The 17,833-nt window shown below is 66.0% G+C and carries 18 protein-coding genes and 1 riboswitch; of the genes, 8 read left to right on the top strand and 10 right to left on the bottom strand.

Annotated features, from left to right (window positions below):
• Position 1: 1 nt before the first annotated feature.
• From IVA92_RS12570 to IVA92_RS12590, 5 genes are read right to left on the bottom strand one after another with little or no spacing between them, the layout of a single operon-like run.
• A complete protein-coding gene (locus IVA92_RS12570) occupies positions 2 to 631 on the bottom strand; it encodes a precorrin-8X methylmutase (RefSeq protein ID WP_247278189.1) in 630 nt (209 codons plus the stop codon).
• The gene (cobG, locus tag IVA92_RS12575) at positions 631 to 1,794 is read right to left on the bottom strand and encodes a precorrin-3B synthase (protein WP_247278190.1); all 1,164 of its coding nucleotides are present in this window, start codon (positions 1,792 to 1,794) and stop codon (positions 631 to 633) included. The genes IVA92_RS12570 and cobG overlap by 1 nt, the downstream gene beginning before the upstream one ends.
• The gene (cobN, locus tag IVA92_RS12580) at positions 1,791 to 5,039 is read right to left on the bottom strand and encodes a cobaltochelatase subunit CobN (RefSeq protein WP_247278191.1); all 3,249 of its coding nucleotides are present in this window, start codon (positions 5,037 to 5,039) and stop codon (positions 1,791 to 1,793) included. The genes cobG and cobN overlap by 4 nt, the downstream gene beginning before the upstream one ends.
• On the bottom strand, positions 5,039 to 6,073 hold the full coding sequence (cobW, locus tag IVA92_RS12585) for a cobalamin biosynthesis protein CobW (protein WP_247278192.1): 1,035 nt from the start codon (positions 6,071 to 6,073) through the stop codon (positions 5,039 to 5,041). The genes cobN and cobW overlap by 1 nt, the downstream gene beginning before the upstream one ends.
• On the bottom strand, positions 6,070 to 6,444 hold the full coding sequence (locus IVA92_RS12590; protein WP_247278193.1) for a DUF1636 domain-containing protein: 375 nt from the start codon (positions 6,442 to 6,444) through the stop codon (positions 6,070 to 6,072). The genes cobW and IVA92_RS12590 overlap by 4 nt, the downstream gene beginning before the upstream one ends.
• Before the next feature lie 91 nt (positions 6,445 to 6,535).
• Positions 6,536 to 6,757, bottom strand: a riboswitch (cobalamin riboswitch).
• 40 nt (positions 6,758 to 6,797) lie between these two features.
• On the opposite strand from IVA92_RS12590, the gene cobO reads away from it, so the two are divergent.
• The gene (gene cobO / locus IVA92_RS12595) at positions 6,798 to 7,433 is read left to right on the top strand and encodes a cob(I)yrinic acid a,c-diamide adenosyltransferase (RefSeq protein WP_247278194.1); all 636 of its coding nucleotides are present in this window, start codon (positions 6,798 to 6,800) and stop codon (positions 7,431 to 7,433) included.
• A 12-nt stretch (positions 7,434 to 7,445) separates the two neighbouring features.
• Positions 7,446 to 8,894 (top strand): cobyric acid synthase, encoded by a 1,449-nt coding sequence (locus IVA92_RS12600; RefSeq protein ID WP_247278195.1) that lies wholly within the window; start codon positions 7,446 to 7,448, stop codon positions 8,892 to 8,894.
• Here IVA92_RS12600 and cobD read toward each other — a convergent pair.
• Positions 8,883 to 9,848: a threonine-phosphate decarboxylase CobD gene (cobD, locus tag IVA92_RS12605; RefSeq protein WP_247278196.1), complete on the bottom strand. Its 966-nt coding sequence runs from the start codon at positions 9,846 to 9,848 to the stop codon at positions 8,883 to 8,885. The genes IVA92_RS12600 and cobD overlap by 12 nt on opposite strands.
• Before the next feature lie 11 nt (positions 9,849 to 9,859).
• A complete protein-coding gene (gene cbiB, locus IVA92_RS12610) occupies positions 9,860 to 10,801 on the bottom strand; it encodes an adenosylcobinamide-phosphate synthase CbiB (protein WP_247278197.1) in 942 nt (313 codons plus the stop codon).
• Between the two features lie 122 nt (positions 10,802 to 10,923).
• On the opposite strand from cbiB, the gene cobU reads away from it, so the two are divergent.
• The 4 genes from cobU to IVA92_RS12630 all read left to right on the top strand — a co-directional run bounded on the left by cobU (position 10,924) and on the right by IVA92_RS12630 (position 13,451).
• Entirely contained in the window at positions 10,924 to 11,427 is a 504-nt protein-coding gene (cobU, locus tag IVA92_RS12615; protein ID WP_247278198.1) for a bifunctional adenosylcobinamide kinase/adenosylcobinamide-phosphate guanylyltransferase, read from the top strand.
• On the top strand, positions 11,424 to 12,206 hold the full coding sequence (gene cobS / locus IVA92_RS12620) for an adenosylcobinamide-GDP ribazoletransferase (RefSeq protein WP_247278199.1): 783 nt from the start codon (positions 11,424 to 11,426) through the stop codon (positions 12,204 to 12,206). Before cobU ends, cobS begins: the two co-directional genes overlap by 4 nt.
• A gap of 3 nt (positions 12,207 to 12,209) precedes the next feature.
• Positions 12,210 to 12,842, top strand: coding sequence for a 5,6-dimethylbenzimidazole synthase (gene bluB / locus IVA92_RS12625; protein WP_247278200.1), 633 nt, complete (start codon positions 12,210 to 12,212; stop codon positions 12,840 to 12,842).
• A gap of 351 nt (positions 12,843 to 13,193) precedes the next feature.
• Positions 13,194 to 13,451, top strand: coding sequence for a hypothetical protein (locus tag IVA92_RS12630; protein WP_247278201.1), 258 nt, complete (start codon positions 13,194 to 13,196; stop codon positions 13,449 to 13,451).
• 11 nt (positions 13,452 to 13,462) lie between these two features.
• Here the strand turns inward: IVA92_RS12630 and IVA92_RS12635 are convergent, their stop codons facing one another.
• A complete protein-coding gene (locus IVA92_RS12635) occupies positions 13,463 to 13,939 on the bottom strand; it encodes a hypothetical protein (protein ID WP_247278202.1) in 477 nt (158 codons plus the stop codon).
• A 192-nt stretch (positions 13,940 to 14,131) separates the two neighbouring features.
• Complete coding sequence (locus tag IVA92_RS12640) at positions 14,132 to 15,073, bottom strand: LysR family transcriptional regulator (RefSeq protein WP_247278203.1); 942 nt, start codon at positions 15,071 to 15,073, stop codon at positions 14,132 to 14,134.
• A 125-nt stretch (positions 15,074 to 15,198) separates the two neighbouring features.
• Here IVA92_RS12640 and IVA92_RS12645 point away from each other — a divergent pair, with 125 nt between their 5' ends.
• Entirely contained in the window at positions 15,199 to 16,137 is a 939-nt protein-coding gene (locus IVA92_RS12645; RefSeq protein ID WP_247278204.1) for a ring-cleaving dioxygenase, read from the top strand.
• Positions 16,134 to 16,760, top strand: a complete 627-nt coding sequence (locus IVA92_RS12650; protein WP_247278205.1) for an alpha/beta hydrolase — start codon at positions 16,134 to 16,136, stop codon at positions 16,758 to 16,760. Before IVA92_RS12645 ends, IVA92_RS12650 begins: the two co-directional genes overlap by 4 nt.
• Before the next feature lie 42 nt (positions 16,761 to 16,802).
• Here IVA92_RS12650 and IVA92_RS12655 read toward each other — a convergent pair whose 3' ends face one another.
• Positions 16,803 to 17,777: a magnesium transporter CorA family protein gene (locus tag IVA92_RS12655; protein WP_247278206.1), complete on the bottom strand. Its 975-nt coding sequence runs from the start codon at positions 17,775 to 17,777 to the stop codon at positions 16,803 to 16,805.
• Positions 17,778 to 17,833 lie beyond the last annotated feature (56 nt).

The following is a 17,833-nucleotide window of genomic DNA, read 5'->3' on the forward strand; positions in this document are numbered from 1 at the left end:
ACTATTCGCTCCCGCTCGCCAGCGCGTTCACGGCGGCAACCGTGATCGCGGAACCGCCGAGGCGGCCTTCGACCGTCAGCGCAGGTGCCGGCGGATCGGCCATCAGCGCGGCCTTGGATTCGGCGGCACCGACGAAGCCGACCGGACAGCCGATGATCGCCGCGGGCCGCGGGCAGTCGCGGTCCTCCAGCATGTTGAGGAGATGAAACAACGCAGTCGGCGCATTGCCGATCGCGATGATCGCGCCGCCCAGATGTGGCCTCCACAGCTCCAGCGCCGCAGCCGAGCGCGTGTTGCGCATGGACTGCGCCAGCGCCGGCACGGTGGCATCACCGAGTGTGCAGATGATCGGGTTGGCCGCAGGAAGTCTTGCGCGCGTGATTCCTTCCGAGACCATGCGCGCGTCGCACAGGATCGACGCGCCATTCTGCAAGGCCGCGCGCGCAGCGGCCACCATGCCGGGCGTGAAGCGGATATGCGCCTCAAGGCCGACCATGCCGGCGGCGTGGATCATCCGCACCACGACCTGCTCCTCGTCCGGCGAGAAGCGCGCAAGATCAGCCTCGGCGCGGATGGTCGCAAAGGACTGCCGGTAGATCGCCGCGCCGTCGGTCTCGTAACTGTGCGGCATCAGTGCCCTCCCACCAGAATGGAGGGATCGCTGACGATGTCATCGCGGTTCAGGCCGCGCAGAGCGGGCTCATCGCGGGCCGATCCACCGCGCACGAGATCGAATCCGGCACCGGTCGCAACCAGCGTCACCGCGGTGGCGCCGGAATGCGCACAGCCCTTGGCGCAGCCAGAGACATGAAGCCGCGTATCGGGTGCAATGCGCGGCGCGAGCGCGGCGGCGAGCGCGCGGGTGTCGGCATGCGCCTCGCGGCAGCGTGGGGCGCCGCTGCAGGCGATGACGCGCAGCGCGGGATCGTAGGGTTCGGTGATGAGACCCGCCCCGTTCGGCATCGCACGCTTGCCCTCGCTCAAGACCATCCGCCATGGCGTCATGCGCAGAGCATGTCCGCAACCGGCGAATTCATGCAGCGTCGTATGCAGCATCTGCCCGAATGCGACCCCGACCATGGCGCCCTGCGGATAATGTCCGGGCTGCAGCGCAGCCATCACGGAGGCAGGTTCGGTCTCGCCGCGCAAGGTCCCCGGCAATGCCGCACCGGAAGCGATGTGGGCCGCCATGCGCCCTCGCCCGCTGCGGACCCCGCCGGAGGTAATGAACCAGTCTGCGAGCGCGAGCGCCGTGCTCACGACGTCTCCGCGTCCGACGGAACGACCGAAGCTCGCACCATCGGCGCGCACGAGAAGCCGGCCCGCACGATCGCGCTCGATGCGCACGTCGGCGGAGTCGCCGGCGAGCACGCGCGAGGTCCCGTCATCGATGGCGAAGCCGAATTTTGTGGGCAATTTGAGCGCGCTGTCGGCAAGCGCCTCTTCGAGCTCGGCGGCGAGCGCCTGCGTGTCGTCGCCCTCGTTCCAGAACGGCGTCACCAGGATGTTGCGCCGGGATTCGATATCGGCATCGGGATCGAGCAGCGCCAGTCGCGCAAGGCCGTCGAGCAGCGGACCGTGGCCTTCGTCCCTGACACCTCTGATCTGGAGGTTGGCGCGGCTCGTCACGTCGAGGAGACCATTGCCGAAGCGTTCGGCCAGATCAGCAAGGCCGGAAGCCTGTGCCGCTTCAAGGCGACCGCCGAACGGGCGCACGCGGACCACGAGCCCGTCGCCCGATTGCATCGGCCGCAGCGCGCCGGGACACCAGCCCTTGACCGCGGAAGCGCTCATGAGGCCTCCTTCAACGCAGCGGCGATCGAATTGCGGCGCGTCCGCCAGAGCGAGGCGTCATGCAATCGCGTGAAGCACGTCTCCATTGCTGCGACCGCCGCCGGATTTTCGCGCGCCATGAAAGCGCGGACGTCGGCGTTGCCAAGCGTCGCGTCATAATAGAGATCGAACAGATGCGGCGGCACGGCGCCGGCAAGATGCGCGAAGGCGGCCATGTGCTCGAGCGTCGCGGCGATCTCGGCCGCGCCGCGAAAACCGTGGCGCATCATGCCGTCGATCCAGGCGGGATTGGCCGCGCGCGCACGGACGACCCGGGAGATTTCCTCGGCCAGCGAGCGCGCGTGCGGTTGCTCGGGACGCGTCGTGTCAATGTGATAGAGCGATGGTCCTGCCGCGCCGAGATGTGCCGCAGCTGCGGCGACCCCCGCTTCATGCGCAGCATAGTCCGCGGCGAGCAGAAGATCGGTCTCTGGCAGATCCTGGACATGGACGAAGGCATCGGCGGACGCAAGCCGCGCCTCGATGCCGGCGCGATCAGGCTTGATCGCGCCATCCGCCGAGAACGCCCAGGACGATGCCGACAGCCACGCTTCCCCGGCGGCATCACGCGTCTCGGGCGTGAAGGTATCAGGGATCGCTGACAAGCCGACGCCGTATTGTCCGGGCCGCGGCGCAAAGACGCGTGGCGCACGGTGGCGATAGGGATTCTCCTCACCCTCTTCGTCGCGGTTTGCGAGCGCCTCGGACGCAGCCTCGAACAATTGCGCCAGACCCGAAAAGACGTCGCGGAACAGGCCCGATACGCGCAGCGTCACGTCGATGCGGGGGCGGCCGAGCTCGGCCGGCGCGATGATGTCGTAGCCGGTGACGCGCCCGGAGGCGTGGTCCCAGTGCGGCGCAAGACCGGCCAGATGCAGCGCCATCGCGAACTCCTCGCCTGCGGTGCGCATCGTCGCCGAGCCCCAGAGATCGACCACGAGCCCCTTCGGCCAGTCGCCATGATCCTGCAAGTGACGGCGCAGCAGCTCTTCCGCGAGCTTGATGCCTTGCGCATGCGCCGACGGCGTCGGCACCGCGCGTGGATCGACGGCGAAGAGATTGCGCCCGGTCGGCAGCACGTCCTGGCGCCCGCGATAGGGCGAGCCCGATGGCCCCGGCGCAATGCGCTGCCCCGCAAGCGCGGCGCGCAGGGCGTCCCGCTCCGCGTCGCCGCAGGCGCCGCGGCCGAACACGTGCAGGCCGTCACCGAACTGGCTTTCCTTGATGTCGCAGACGAAACGATCGATCCGTGGAATCGCTTCGGCTGGTGCGGCCGATGCATCGAGGCCAAGATCGTCTTCGAGGCCCGCGGCACGGGCTTCGTCGCGGATCGCCGCGATCAACCGCTGGCGGCGGGCGGGGTCAAGACCATCGGCAGTGGAATATTCGTCCAGAAGCCGTTCGAGCCGGCGCAAGCCCTCCGGGACGACGGATGCGGCAAGGGGCGGCGGCAGATGGCCGATCGTGACGGCGCCGATGCGCCGCTTGGCCTGCGCGGCCTCGCCAGGATCATTGACGATGAAGGGATAGATGACCGGCAGATCGCCGATCAGGGCTTCCGGCCAACAGCTCGATGACAGCGCCAAGGATTTGCCGGGCAGCCATTCCAGCGTGCCGTGCGCGCCCATATGCACGACGGCGTCACAGCCCTGCTCTCGAAGCCACAGATAGAACGCAACATAGGCATGGCGCGGCGTGCGGGCGAGATCGTGATAGTCGACATCGCGCGTGGTTGCATCGCCACGCTCGGGCTGAACCGCGATGATCGACTGGCCGCACCGAATCGCGGCGAAGTGGAGCGCACCGTCGCGACAGCTCGGATCATCCTCCGGCGCACCCCAAGCTTGTGCGAGATCATCCTGCAATGCTTGCGGCAGACGCGAGAGCGCCGTGCGGTACTCAGCGACGCTCCAGGTCAGCTGCTGCCTCAGCAGCGTTTCGCCGAGCGCATGAACTGGCGCGGCATCGAAGCCCGTCTCCGCGAGGTCGGACAGCAAGACCTCGACGGACGCCAGCGCATCGAGGCCAACCGCATGCGCGATCTGGTGTGGACGGCCCGGGTAGTTCGAAAGCACGATCGCCAGACGCTTCTTGGCGGCCGGCGTCTCGGCGAGCCGCCGCCAGGCCGCAACCCGTGCGGCGACGGCCTTCACCCGCTCCTCGTCAGCGCGATGCGCAAGATGGGAGAACTGCAGATCGGGATCGCGCTCCGCAGCGGATTTGAAGCTCACCACGCCCGCGAACAAGCGGCCATCGACCTCGGGCAGCACCACATGCATCGCGAGGTCGCCCGGCGAGAGGCCGCGCAGCGAGGTAGCCCAATCCTCGCGCCGTGCCGTCGAGAGCGCAACCTGGAACACCGGACACGGGGCTACGTCAAACGGCGTCGTGCCATCGTCGCCTACGGCCGAGAACGCCGTCGCATTGACGATCGCCGTAGGAGGATCTCGCGCGAGATGCGCGCGCAGCCAATCGGCGACGGCCGCGGCTTTCAGCGAGGTGACGAAGACACCATAGGCACCAAAACCCTTCTCGCGCAGCGCGGCGATCAAGGCATCGACCGGCCCGGTGTCCGCAGCGGTGAGATAGGAGCGATAGAACGTCACCAGCGCGTGCGGCTTCCCCTCGCCGCCCGTCGGCGCAGCAATGACGCCGCGCGCGGGATCATAAAATCCCGTCTCGGGCACATTCATTTCGCCGACGACTGGCCCGGCATAGAGGCCCGAGGCCAGCGCGAGCTGCGCGATCGCGGCTTGGGCCGCGACCGGGCCGCCCGTGTCACAGAGCACCTTGAGCCGGCGCAGGGTCGAGACCGGCAAGGTCGAATACGCGTCGAGCCGCGTATCGTCACGGCCGTCGGCCGGCAGCACGGCCAGCACGATGTTGCGGTCCTTAGCAAGTTGCTGGAGCGTCGCGAGACCATACGGCCAATAGGATTCACCGCCGATCAGACGTACCAGAATGCCACGCGCATGGGAGAGCGTGCGCTCGATATAGGTGTCGACCGAGAGCGGATGACGCAGTTCCGCAAGATTTGCGAGCCGCAGCGACGGCAGGCTGGTACGGCCGCGCCGCCAGCCGGCCGCAAACGCGGCAAGATCGGAATCCGAATATGAGAGCACCACGAGATCGGCCGGGTCCTGGCCGATGTCCCTTGGCGTCGCGGTCTCCTCAAGACCGCGGCTCTCGCGGAAAACGACGTGCATCAGGTTGCTAGCCCTGACCTGATCGCGGCCTCGTCAATATCGCCGTGCTCGCCAATCACGACGAGTTTCGATTGCCTGACACCTGCGCCCCAGGGCTTGTCGAACTGGTGGCGCACACGCTCGCCGACCGCCTGCAGCAAGAGGCGCATCGGCTTGCCCGCGATTGCGATATAGCCTTTGACGCGCAGCACGTTCTGCTCGCGCGCTAGGCGCTGAACGGAGGCGACCAGCGCATCGATATCGGCAACTTCCGGCAGGTCGATCACGACGGAGGCAAAATCGTCATGCTCATGCTCCTCCTCGCCGTCGTGATGCGAGGGACGCGCGGCAAGATCGCTCTCGGCGGCGGCGCCGAGACCGAGGATGACGCGCGCATCGATCGCGCCGTCGGTGATGGGAAGCATCGGCACGCGGCGCGGCATCTCGGCGGTGATCGCCGCCTTGGCGGCTTCTATCCCTGAGCTGCCGGCAAGATCGGCCTTGGTCAGCAGCACGATGTCGGCGCAGGCGATCTGGTCCTCGAACACTTCCGACAGCGGCGTCTCGTGGTCGAGATTGTCGTCCGCCGCGCGCTGCGCTTCGACTGCAATCGGGTCCGGCGCGAAGCGGCCAGCAGCGACAGCCTCTGCATCGGCCAGCGCAATCACGCCATCGACAGTGATGCGCGAGCGGATCTCCGGCCAGTCAAAGGCCTTCAGCAGCGGTTTTGGCAACGCCAGGCCCGAGGTCTCGATCAGGATGTGATCGGGCTTCACGGGGCGTGCCAGCAATTGCTCCATGGCCGGAATGAAATCGTCAGCGACGGTGCAGCAGATGCAGCCATTGGCGAGCTCGATGATGTTCTCCTCCGGGCAATTGGCAGCAGCGCACGACTTCAAAATCTCGCCGTCGACGCCCTCGCTGCCGAACTCGTTGACGAGCACGGCGAGCTTCTTGCCGCCGGCATTGGCGAGCAGATGCTGGATCAGCGTCGTCTTGCCGGAGCCGAGAAAACCGGTGATCACAGTGACCGGGACTTTTGCGAGCGAATTCATTCGGCGGCCTCCGGCACGACGGCAAGGGGGGGAATGCGGGCAAGCGACTGCTTGCGGAAGATTTCGGGACGGCTGCGCCAGGGCACGAGGCCGTCGGGCGCGGCCGCATACGCCGCAGCGCCCGCGACCACGTCGCGCGCATTCGTCTCCGACAGGCGGCCATAGACATAGGACCAGCGACCCGGCGCACTCAGCGCGACCGAGCAGCCCTGGCTACAGGCAGAGAGGCATTCGACCGGAACCACATTGACGCCGTCGGGCACGCCGGCGTCCAGGATCGCGCCATGCAACCGCTTGCCCGGCGTGACGTCGCCTTCGCCAAGCGTCTCGCCGGCACGGCAGGTAATGCAGACGTGAAGTGTGACCGTCATCGCCTCTTCCAGAATAACAGCGGGAGGCGAAGAGGCGCACGGACCATTGTGAGAGGCCCGTTTCCCCGTCGCGGAACACCCCGTCCGCCGGTCCAAAATCGTCCGCGCTGGCAGGTCTCCCGGCTTGCGGAGCAGGGCTTTTGCCCTTCGATCCCCGCCTTCCCGATCCCGTTAGGGGTCAGTGGCTTCGGGCATCTCTCCGGTCACGGTCGCGGGGGCGGCTGCATTTTGGACCCAAATCTTGCCAATTCGGACCCTATCGCATTCCCTCTTCGCCTGTCATAGGACAGGAACCAGCGCAGACCCACCATTTGCCGGTGGCCGCCACTTGTCAAGCCGAAGGACCGGATACGATGACGCCTGAACCGGATATCCAAACGGGCGAGGAAACCGACGCCCGCCACGCCGCGAAAATGGCAAAGAAGAAGGCCGCCCGCGACGAGATCATGGCGACCAAGAGCGGCGAAAAAGGCCTCGTTATCGTCCACACCGGCGCCGGCAAAGGCAAGTCGTCCTCGGCCTTCGGCATGATCGTCCGCTGCGTCGCCCATGGCTTGCCCTGCGCGGTGGTGCAGTTCATCAAGGGCGCCTGGGACACCGGCGAGCGCCGCCTGCTCACTGGCCATTTCGGCGACCTCTGCCAATTCCACGCCATGGGCGAAGGTTTCACCTGGGAGACGCAGGACCGCGCCCGCGACATCGCCGCCGCGCGCGCCGGCTGGGACAAGGCCAAGGAGCTGATTCGCGATCCTGCCTTGCGCATGGTCGTGCTCGACGAGATCAACATCGCGCTGCGCTATGACTATCTCGACATCGCCGAGGTGGTCGAATTCCTGACGACGCAAAAGCCGCCGATGACGCATGTCGTGCTCACCGGGCGCAACGCAAAGGACGAATTGATCGAGATCGCCGATCTCGTTACCGAGATGACGCTGGTCAAGCATCCCTTCCGGTCCGGCATCAAGGCGCAAGCCGGCGTCGAGTTCTGATACGATCTCGCCATGGCGCGCGCGCTGATGATCCAGGGGGCCGGCTCGGACGTGGGCAAGTCGCTCATCGTCGCGGGCCTTGCGCGCGCCTTCATGCGGCGCGGCCTGCGCGTGCTCCCTTTTAAGCCGCAGAACATGTCGAACAATGCCGCCGTCACCGTCGACGGCGGCGAGATCGGCCGCGCCCAGGCGCTTCAGGCGCTCGCCGCTCGCGTCGAGCCGCACACCGACATGAACCCGGTGCTGCTCAAGCCGGAGACCGATGTCGGCGCGCAGGTCATCGTCCATGGCAAGCGCATCGCAACGGTGCGTGCGCGCGATTATGCGGCGATGAAGCCCTCGCTGATGGGCGCCGTGCTGGAGAGTTTCGCGCGCTTGAAGACGCGCGCCGATCTGGTGCTGGTCGAAGGCGCGGGCAGCCCGGCCGAGGTGAATTTGCGAAAGGCCGACATCGCCAATATGGGCTTTGCGCGCAAGGCCAACGTGCCGGTCGTGCTGGTCGGCGACATCGACCGCGGCGGCGTCATCGCCCAGCTTGTCGGCATCAGGACGGTCATCGACCCTGACGATGCCGCGATGATCCAGGGCTTCGTCATCAACAAGTTCCGCGGCGACCCCACGCTGTTCGATGACGGCTACCGGCTGATCGAAGCGAAAACCGCATGGCGCGGCTTTGGCGTGCTGCCCTGGTTCGCGCGCGCCGGCGAGCTGCCGGCCGAGGACGCGCTGGGCCTGCGCGACGCGCGCAAGCCGGGCCAATGCAAGATCGCCTGCCTCGCCCTGTCGCGGATCGCCAATTTCGACGATCTCGATCCGCTCAAGCTCGAACCCGGCGTCGATCTCGTCATGGTGCGTCCGGGCGAAGCAATCCCCGGCGATGTGAGGCTGGTCATCATCCCCGGTTCAAAATCCACTCGTGGCGATCTCGCCTTCCTGCGAGCACAGGGCTGGGACATTGATCTCGTGGCGCATCACCGCCGGGGCGGCCATGTGCTCGGGCTCTGCGGCGGCTATCAGATGCTCGGACACAGCGTTGCCGACCCTGACGGCATCGAGGGACCTGCGGGCGACACGCCGGGTCTCGGGCTGCTCGACGTGACAACGGTGATGAGGCCGCAGAAGACGCTGACACGCGTCTCCGCCTTGCACGCCGCCACCGACCAGGCGATCGAGGCCTACGAGATCCACATCGGCCACACCGACGGGCCCGATCGCGCGCGGCCATTTGCGAAACTGAACGGCAAGCCGGAAGGCGCGATCTCGCGCGATGGCCGCGTCCAGGGCAGCTATCTGCACGGCCTGTTCACGTCGGATGATTTCCGCAAGGCATATCTGGCAAAGCTCGATATTCCCGCGGGTAACGAGCCCTATCATGCCAGGATCGAGAGCGCGCTCGATGCCCTCGCCGATCACATCGAAAGGCATCTCGACGTCGAAGGCCTGCTCGCGTTAGCCCGCTAGCACCTCGGCAAGGCGCGTCCATTCGGATTCGCTGCCGGGAAGCCCGAGGCGCAGCCATGCCGGCTCTCGCGCGAAAACGCGCGACCAGATCTGGGCGCGCGCGAGCTTTTCCTGCGCGGCCAGCGCGTTAGGTGTCTGGTAAAGACGAAACAACGGCGTGCCGCCGATAAGCGTCCAGCCTTGCGACTGCGCCATGGCGTCGAGCCGAACACAGTCGCGTGCGAGCCGCGCTGAGGTAGCCTCAGCCCAGGCATCGTCGCGCAAGGCGCGGCAACCGATCGCGATCGCCGCTCCCGAGACCGGCCATGGACCCGACATCGACGCAAGCTTGCCGATATCCGCCGCATTGCCAATTGCGAAGCCAAGCCGAAGGCCGGCAAGGCCATAAAACTTTCCGAACGAGCGCAGGATCAACAGCCGCGGCCGATCGACTTCCGAAGCAAGCGACAGCTGCGGGACGGCGTCGGCAAAGCTCTCGTCGATCACGAGATGGCCGACGCGCGGCAGCAGTGCCAGCAAGTCCTTGGGCGAATGGCGGCGGCCATCGGGATTGTTGGGATTGACGACGATCGCGAGGTCTGCGCCGGCCAACGCGTCAAATTCGCCGACCTCCAGGACATCCCAGCCCGCGGCCGACAGGACCCCGGCATATTCATTGTAGGTCGGCGCGAGGATGCGCGCGCGGCCAGGCGCCGCGAGCTGCGGCAGCAGTTGAATGGCGGCCTGTGCACCGCCCATCGCAACAACAGGTGCGCTCGTGCGATAGGCGTGCTGCGCGGCTTGATGCAAGGCATCGATTTCGGCGCGCGACGGCAACGCGCTCCAGGCGCGCGCGCTCACCTCGCCTACCGGATAAGGCAGCCGGTTGATCCCTGTCGAGAGGTCGATCCAATCCTCTGCGCGTCCGCCAAAACGCTGCTGTGCCAGATCGAGATTTCCACCGTGCTCGCGCATGCCCCGTTCTTTCACGCGAAGGCCAGGACCGCAAGCACCGCGGCGAGAAGCAGCATGGACCTGCGATAGACCGTCAATCCATGATTGATGTCCGCAGCGAGCGGATCGCGCGCGCCCTCGTTGAGCCAGGGCTCGTTCGTGACGCTACCGTGATAGATGCGTGGGCCGCTGAGCCGCACACCGAGCGCGCCAGCCATGGCCGCTTCCGGCCAGCCAGCGTTAGGCGAGCGGTGGCGGCGGGCATCGCGGGTCATGCACGACAGCGCCTCCGATCGCCGCGACGCCAGCAGCACGAAGAGGAAGCCGGTCACGCGCGCCGGAACGAAATTGGCGACATCGTCGATGCGCGCTGCGGCCCAGCCGAACGCTTCGTGCCGCTCGCTGCGATGTCCGATCATGGAGTCGAGTGTGTTGATCGCCTTGTAGCCGAAGATGCCGGGCAGGCCGAACAGCGCGCCCCAGAACACCGGCGCCACGACGGCGTCGGAGGCGTTCTCGGCGAGGCTCTCGATTGCCGCGCGCGCGATACCGGCCTCATCGAGCGCCGCGGGATCGCGGCCGACGATCCGCGAGACCGCGTCGCGCGCGGCGGCGATGTCGCCGGCCTGCAAGGGCGTCGCGACAGCCGCGACATGGTCATGCAGCGAGCGCAGCGCGACCAGGGGCCAGGCCAGGACGCCGACCAGCGCGATCTGAATCCAGCCCCAGGGAAGCACGGACTGAAGCATCCAGCCGAGCGCGATTGAGACCGCGATCACCGCGAGCGCTCCGGCAACGCCGGCGGCGCGGCGAAACGCCGGCGGGTCAGACGCGCGATTCCAGGCGGTGTCGATAGTCGCGATCAGGCGGCCGAGCCAGGTCACGGGATGGCCGATCCGCGCGAACAGCCACGACGGCCAGCCCAGCAGGGCATCCGCCGCCATCGCCACCACCATCCCCGCCGCAAAGCCCACACGCGCCTCCTGTTCCGCCCCTGTTGCGCAAAGCGAAGGCAGAGCGCAAGCCCCTACAGGCCCGATTTCGGCTTTGTCTTTGGCCGTGTTTGGTGATTAGTCAGGGCTGATAGGAGACCTTCATGGCCGTCATCTTGATCACGGGCGGAGCGCGATCGGGCAAGAGCACGCGTGCGGAAGCGCGAGCGAAGGCCTTTCCCGGGCAGCCCGTCTATGTCGCGACGGCCGAGGCGCTCGATGCCGAAATGGAGGCGCGCATCGCCACGCATCGCGCGCGGCGCGAAACCGACTGGATCGAGCGCGAGGTGCCGCTTGATCTCGTGCAGGTGCTGGTCGCAACCGATGGCGGCGGCGCAAGGCTGGTGGATTGCCTGACGCTGTGGCTCTCGAATCTGATGCATGCGGAACGCGACTGGGAGAGCGAGGTGAAAGATCTTGCCGGCGCCCTGCCCCGGCTGAAAAGCCCAGTTGTTCTCGTCACTAACGAGGTCGGTCTCGGCATCGTTCCTGACAACGCCCTGGCACGCAGCTTTCGCGACGCCGCCGGCCTCATGAATCAGACTATCGCGGCGGCTGCCGACGAGGTCGAGTTCGTCGTCGCCGGCCTGCCGATGAAATTGAAATGATGCCGCGCGCCGAATTTCTGCGAGACGTCATCGCCGATCTCAGGATGGCGGCATCGTTCGTCACGATTCTGCCGGTGGCATCGTCGAAGCCCGCAGGCGACGGCGCCATCGCGCGTGCAACCTGGGCGCTGCCCGTCGCGGGACTGCTGGTCGGACTTGCCGGCGCGCTGGTCTATAAGATGTGCAGCCGGTTCGGACTGACGCCGAACCTTGCCGCCCTGCTCGCGCTGGCCGCTACCGCCCTCATCACCGGCGCGCTACACGAGGATGGGCTTGCCGACACCGTCGATGGCCTCGGCGGCGGCCGAACGCGCGAGCGCAAGCTCGAGATCATGCGCGACAGCCGGATTGGGACCTATGGCGTCTGCGCGCTGATCCTGTCGTTCGGCCTGCGCTGGAGTGCGCTCGCGGCGATCGCCAATCCATGGACGGTCACGCTGGCGCTGTGCGCGGCGCACATCGCAGCCCGCGCAGGCGTGCCGGCCTTCATGTCGCTTGTCCCGCTGGCGCGGCCGGATGGGCTTTCGGCGAGCGCGGGGCCGCCGCCGGGCCGCAGTGTCGCCATCGCCTTCGCACTTGGGACGCTCGCTCTCGTCCTCGCGCTCGGGCCGGGCAAGGCGCTGGTCGCCCTGATCCTGCTGTCGCTCGCCGGGTTCATGCTGGCGCGGCTCGCCATCCGCCAGATCGGCGGGCAGACCGGCGACATCCTCGGCGCGTTCGAGCAGACAGGCGAGATCATGATCCTGCTGGTTGCCGCGGCCTTCCAGGTCGGACGCTGACCCATGGTCGAGTTCGATGACGCCTTCCGCCGACAATTACGCGAGCTGTTCGTATGGCGCCGGGACGTGCGGCGTTTTCGCGGCGATCCGTTACCACGCGGCGCGGTGGAGCGCCTGATCGAGACCGCCTGTCTCTCGCCATCGGTCGGTCTCAGCCAGCCCTGGCGCTTCGTCACGGTCGACGACGCCGCACGGCGCCAAGCCGTGATCGACGACTTCAAATCGTGCAATGCCGATGCGTTGAACGCCTATACCGGCGAGCGCGCGACCCGCTATGCCACGCTGAAACTGTCGGGTCTCGAACAGGCTCCTGGCCACCTCGCCGTGTTTGCCGACAAGGCCAGCGACATCGGTCACGGCCTCGGCCGTGCCACCATGCCGGAGACGACGGAATATTCGGTCGTCGCGGCGATCACCGCGATGTGGCTCGCCGCGCGCGCGGAAGGCATCGGGCTCGGCTGGATCTCGATCCTGAATCCTGCGCGCATTCACGCCATTCTCGACGTGCCGGAATCATGGAAGTTCATCGCCTATCTCTGCATCGGCTATCCGGAAGTCCAATGCGACCGGCCCGAACTGGAGCAGGCGAAATGGGAGCACCGGCGCAGTGCGGACGAGTTCACGCTGAGGCGCTAGCGGAGACCAGCGTATCGAAACGCCCTCGATGCCTGAAGGTGAAGACCAGGCCCGAAATCGCGACTCTTCGCGGCGTGTGAAATTCGCGGCAGAGCGAATCGAACTTTTCCCGATTCATCAATCTGAGCCTACCTCAGTATGGTCTCGCCATACCCGCGCACAATGGCGACAACCAAGTGCTCAGTGCTAACTATGAACGCGGAGTGAAAAGCAACGGAACCGGCCGCGCGAGCCGGCAGTTGCAGGACAAGTCCGGCCGTGTAGCGTCCGCCGGCTTTTCTCCTAGCGAACGGTGCGATGCCGCTCCAGTACTTGGTGTCTACTGTCACAGTTGGCTGCAGAGAGTACGTCATGAGAAACATCGCCGATGTCCTCGGGCGGTTTTGGCAAGCGAGCCAGCCCGCATCCGATACTCAGGTTGAGGCTATGGCCGAAAACCGAGATCAATCCAGCATGGCCGATTTTGTCCGCATCCTGCAGGCCTACGATCAAGACCAGTGGGGCGACCGCGCCCGCCCGGTTCTTCAGCAGGTCGCCCGGCCGGCAATGTGCCGCCGGCCGGCCAACACGCCACACAAGGGATCAACTTCCTTGGTGTGGGACCTGTGAACATTGCGCTGTCATGAACCGGACGTTTTAACGACGAGCTTTATGTTTAGCAGGTTGACGCCCTTGAATGGGTTCGGCGCGCTTTCGATTGTGCCCGTACCCGTGGCGTTCGCATAGGCACCTGTGCCCGATAGGATCGTGTATTCGCCCGTTGATTTGCCGTCTTTGGCCGAACCGGTGTAGCGCGCCGTAATCGAGCCTTCCTCGAACGTGTAAGTGCTGTAGCCGAAGAACGGGCCCGACCCTTTGAGCAAGTCCGAAGTATTGACGAACTCTTTCACTCCGATACGGCCGTCGTTGAAAACGGCGACTCCAAAGAATTTGCCTGACACAACCGTCTGTCCTTCGACGTTTGCGGCCTCGATGACCTTGAGATCGATCGGCTTTGTAACCAGCTTGAACTCAAGCACCCGCTCGCCCGCTACAGCGGTTGACGCCGCGACGATCAATGCTACGCCAGAAAGGAAAAAGCTGAGAGACTTCCGCATAGGCTCCTCCTGCGCTTGTTGGAATCAAGTCGAGAAGTGTCGGCGAGCCACACATCACGCCGCCGCTTTTCGCAGCGGCACGAAAGAGAGCCCTCGGCGACGCCCCGGCAGCGGCTGAAGCTCTCTGGTCCTAAGCGCGAAGTCGGGACGCAAGTATGAGTCCTGAGCGATCGGAAGAAAGTTCAGTCTCCGTTACGGTATAATAGTATCCCTAGCCTCCGCACGTCTGCGTCCGCCGGCTTCGTCCCGCTCGCGGCCAAAACGCTCGACCAGGAAGTCGATGAACAGACGCACCTTGACCGACAAATGCCGCGTCGGCGGATACACCGCATAAAGCGCGAGCGGCGGCGCGAAATAGTCGTTCAGCACCGTCCGCAGCTCGCCCTTCTTCAACGCATCCGCGGCGATGAACTCGGGCAGCAGCGCCAGCCCCCTGCCGTTGATCGCGACGTCGCGCAGCACCTCGGCGTTGTTGACGCAGAGCGACCAGGCCGGCTGGATCCAGTGATCGCCATCAGTGCCGGTCAGCTTCCACTGATTGCCGGTGAGTAGGAAGCCGTAGGTCAGCGCGGCGTGCTCGCGCAGATCCTGCGGATGATTTGGGGTGCCGTGACGCGCCAGATAATCCGGCGAAGCGCAGATCATGCGCGCCACCGGCATGATCTTGCGCGCGATCAGGCTGGAGGATTCCAGCTCCGCGATCCGCAACGTCACGTCAAATCCGTCCTGGACCGGATCGAGCAAATCGTCGCTGAGCACGATCTGGAACTGCAACTCGGGATAGCGTGCCATGAAATCGGCGAGCACCGGCCCCAGCCGCATCGTGCCGAACGACATCGGCGCGTTGACGCGCAACAGGCCCCGCGGCGCCGACTGGGCCTGCGTCACCGCCTGGTCCGCAGCCTCGATCTCCAAGAGGATCACCACCGCACGCTCGAAATAGCGCTGGCCGTTCTCGGTCGGGCTCGCGTGCCGCGTGGTGCGGTTCAGGAGTTGGACGCCGAGACTCTCCTCGAGGTCCGCGATGTATTTGCTGATCGCCGAGCGCGACAGCCGCAGCTGGCGGCCGGCTTCCGCAAAGCTGCCGCTTTCGACCACTTTTACGAAAGCCCGGAGGCTGGCCACCTTGTCCAATCGGGCGCGCCTATTGTTTCCAATTCATAGACATAGCCGTCATATTTGCATGGATTGTCTCCAATCCAAAGCGGAACGATATTTCCAACCAGAGCACGATGCTCCCCGAATTTTGGAGGACGACAATGTCTGGACTGCACCATGTCACCGCGATCGCGGGCGATCCCATGAGGAACTTCGGCTTTTACACCCGGGACCTCGGCCTGCGCTTCGTCAAGAAGACGGTCAATTTCGACGACCCTGCCACCTATCACTTTTATTACGGCGACGAGACCGGCCGCCCCGGCACCATCCTGACCTTCTTCCCGTGGGCGGGCGTTTCGGCCGGCCGCCGCGGTGTCGGCGAAACCCATCAGACCGCCTTCCGCGTGCCGCAGCGCTCGCTCGCCTACTGGACGCAGCGCTTCATCGAGAAGGGCATTGCTCACGAGGCGCTGGAGAAGCGCTTCGGTGAGTCCGTGCTGCCGTTCAGCAACCCCGACGGGATGGCGCTCGCGCTGGTCGGCATTCCCGGCGCCGAGAACGAGCCGGGCTGGAGCAATGGCGACGTGCCGGCCGAGCATGCGATCCGCGGCTTGCACGGCGTGACCCTGCTGCTCGACAGCGCAGTGAAGACGGCGGCCGTCCTCACCGACGTGTTCGGCTTCAAGGAGACCGCGCGCGAAGGCTCGGTGATCCGCTTCAAGGCAGCGGGCGATGCCGAAGGCAGCGTCGTCGACATCTACGAAGCCCAGGGCTTCTTGCGGGGACATCAGGGCGGCGGCTCGGTGCATCACATTGCCTTCCGCGCGGCCGACGACGCCGAGCAGGGCCAGATGGCGCAAAAGCTCGTGAGCAATCACGGCCTGCACCCGACCGAGCAGAGGGATCGCAACTACTTCCGCTCGATCTACTTCCGCGAACCCGGCGGCGTGCTGTTCGAGATCGCGACCGACATCCCCGGCTTCGCCGTCGACGAACCCGTCGCGACCCTGGGCCGCGACCTGAAGCTGCCCGGCTTCCTCGAAGCGCACCGCAAGCAGATCGAGGAAGTGTTGCCGAACCTTGAAGAGAGTGTGTCATGACCGAGAGTTCATTCATCCATCGTTTCGAGCCCGCGGCCAACGCGGGCTCGGCCCCACTCCTGCTGCTGCACGGCACCGGCGGTGACGAGAACGACCTGCTCGGCCTCGGCCGAATGATATCGCCCGGCGCCGCCCTGCTCTCGCCGCGCGGCCGCGTGCTCGAGCACGGCAAGCCGCGCTTCTTCCGCCGCCTGGCCGAAGGCGTGTTCGACGAGGACGATTTGCGCCGGCGCGCACACGAACTCGCCGACTTCGTCACGGAGGCGCGACAACGTTACGGCCTCGCCGCGCCGGTCGCGGTCGGCTTCTCTAACGGTGCCAACATCGCTGCCGCGCTGTTGCTGCTGGAGCCGGACGTGCTTGCAGGCGCGATCCTGTTGCGCGCCATGGTACCGCTGTCGGATCCGCCAAAAACCGATCTTGCAGGCAAGCCAGTCCTGCTGTTGTCCGGGCAAGGCGACCCGATCGTGCCGGCTGGCAATTCAGCCCACCTCACGGCTCTGCTCTCGCAAGCAGGCGCGAGCGTCACCCACAGGGTCCTGCCGGCAGGGCACCCATTGTCGCAAGCCGACGTCACGCTGGCCCGCGACTGGATCGGCAATGTCGACGCCAGGGCAGCATGATCAAAGCAGCGGCGCATCGCTTTCGAACGGTGCGCCGCCGCTTCAATCGAACCAGCCGCGCCGCTTGAACCAGATCAGCGGAAGCACGCCGCTGGCAATCACCGCAAGCCAGGCCAACGGATAGCCGAAGGTCCAGTCCAGCTCTGGTATGTGCTTGAAGTTCATGCCCCAGATGCCGACCAGGATGGTCGGCGGCACGCCGACAACGGAGACGATCGTCAGGATCTTGAACAGCTCGTTCTGCTGGATGTTGACGAAGCCGAGCACCGCATCGAGCAGCAGCTGGATCTTGTCGGACAGTCGTGTCTCGTAGTCGCTGAGTGAAACGACGTCCTTCGACACCGCCTCGAGACGTTTCTTCGACGCGGCCCTGATCCATTCACTGCCGACATCGCCGGCAAACGAGGCAACGCGGCCGACCCCGAGCAGGACATCGCGCGCCTTGGCCAGCCGGTCGGCCAGCTCGCCGATATTCTCCAGCGCCTCGCGCATCCTGCGGCTGGAGCGCACCGGACGTTGGGTGCGAACCAGCCCGCCCCTAAAGACGCCCCGCGAGAGCCGGTCCACCTTGGCGCCGAGATGCTCCAGGACATCGGCGCCACGGTCAACCATGGCCTCGAGCAGGCTGGTGAACACGCACATGCCGTTCTCCAGGCTGTCGTCGGAGCCGATGCGCTTGCCGACGTCGTCGAAGATCGGCAGCTCCGCAAAGCGCACCGTCACCAGAACATGCGGGCCAATGACGAACCCCACCGGCGTGATCTCGGCCTCCTTGTTTTCGCTGGGCCGGAGCGCGGGCGAGCTGAGATAGAGCGCCCCGTGGTCGAGGATCAGGCGGCTCGACGCCTCGATCTCGCTGAGGGACTCTTCCGAGGGAATGCGGATCCCGAGCAGTCGTTCGACGAACTGCTTTTCCTCGTCACTCGCGTTCAAGAGATCGGCCCAGATGATCTCCGAGGGCATTTCCGCACCGATGCCGTGCCAGTCGTCCGACGGCCACCTGTAAAGCTTAAGCAAGAACCGAACTCCGTGGCCGCGTCGTCATGCCGGATGGTCCATCCGGCCTTCATCCG

The sequence above is a fragment of the Bradyrhizobium sp. 154 genome (assembly GCF_023073875.1).
Classification (GTDB): domain Bacteria; phylum Pseudomonadota; class Alphaproteobacteria; order Rhizobiales; family Xanthobacteraceae; genus Bradyrhizobium.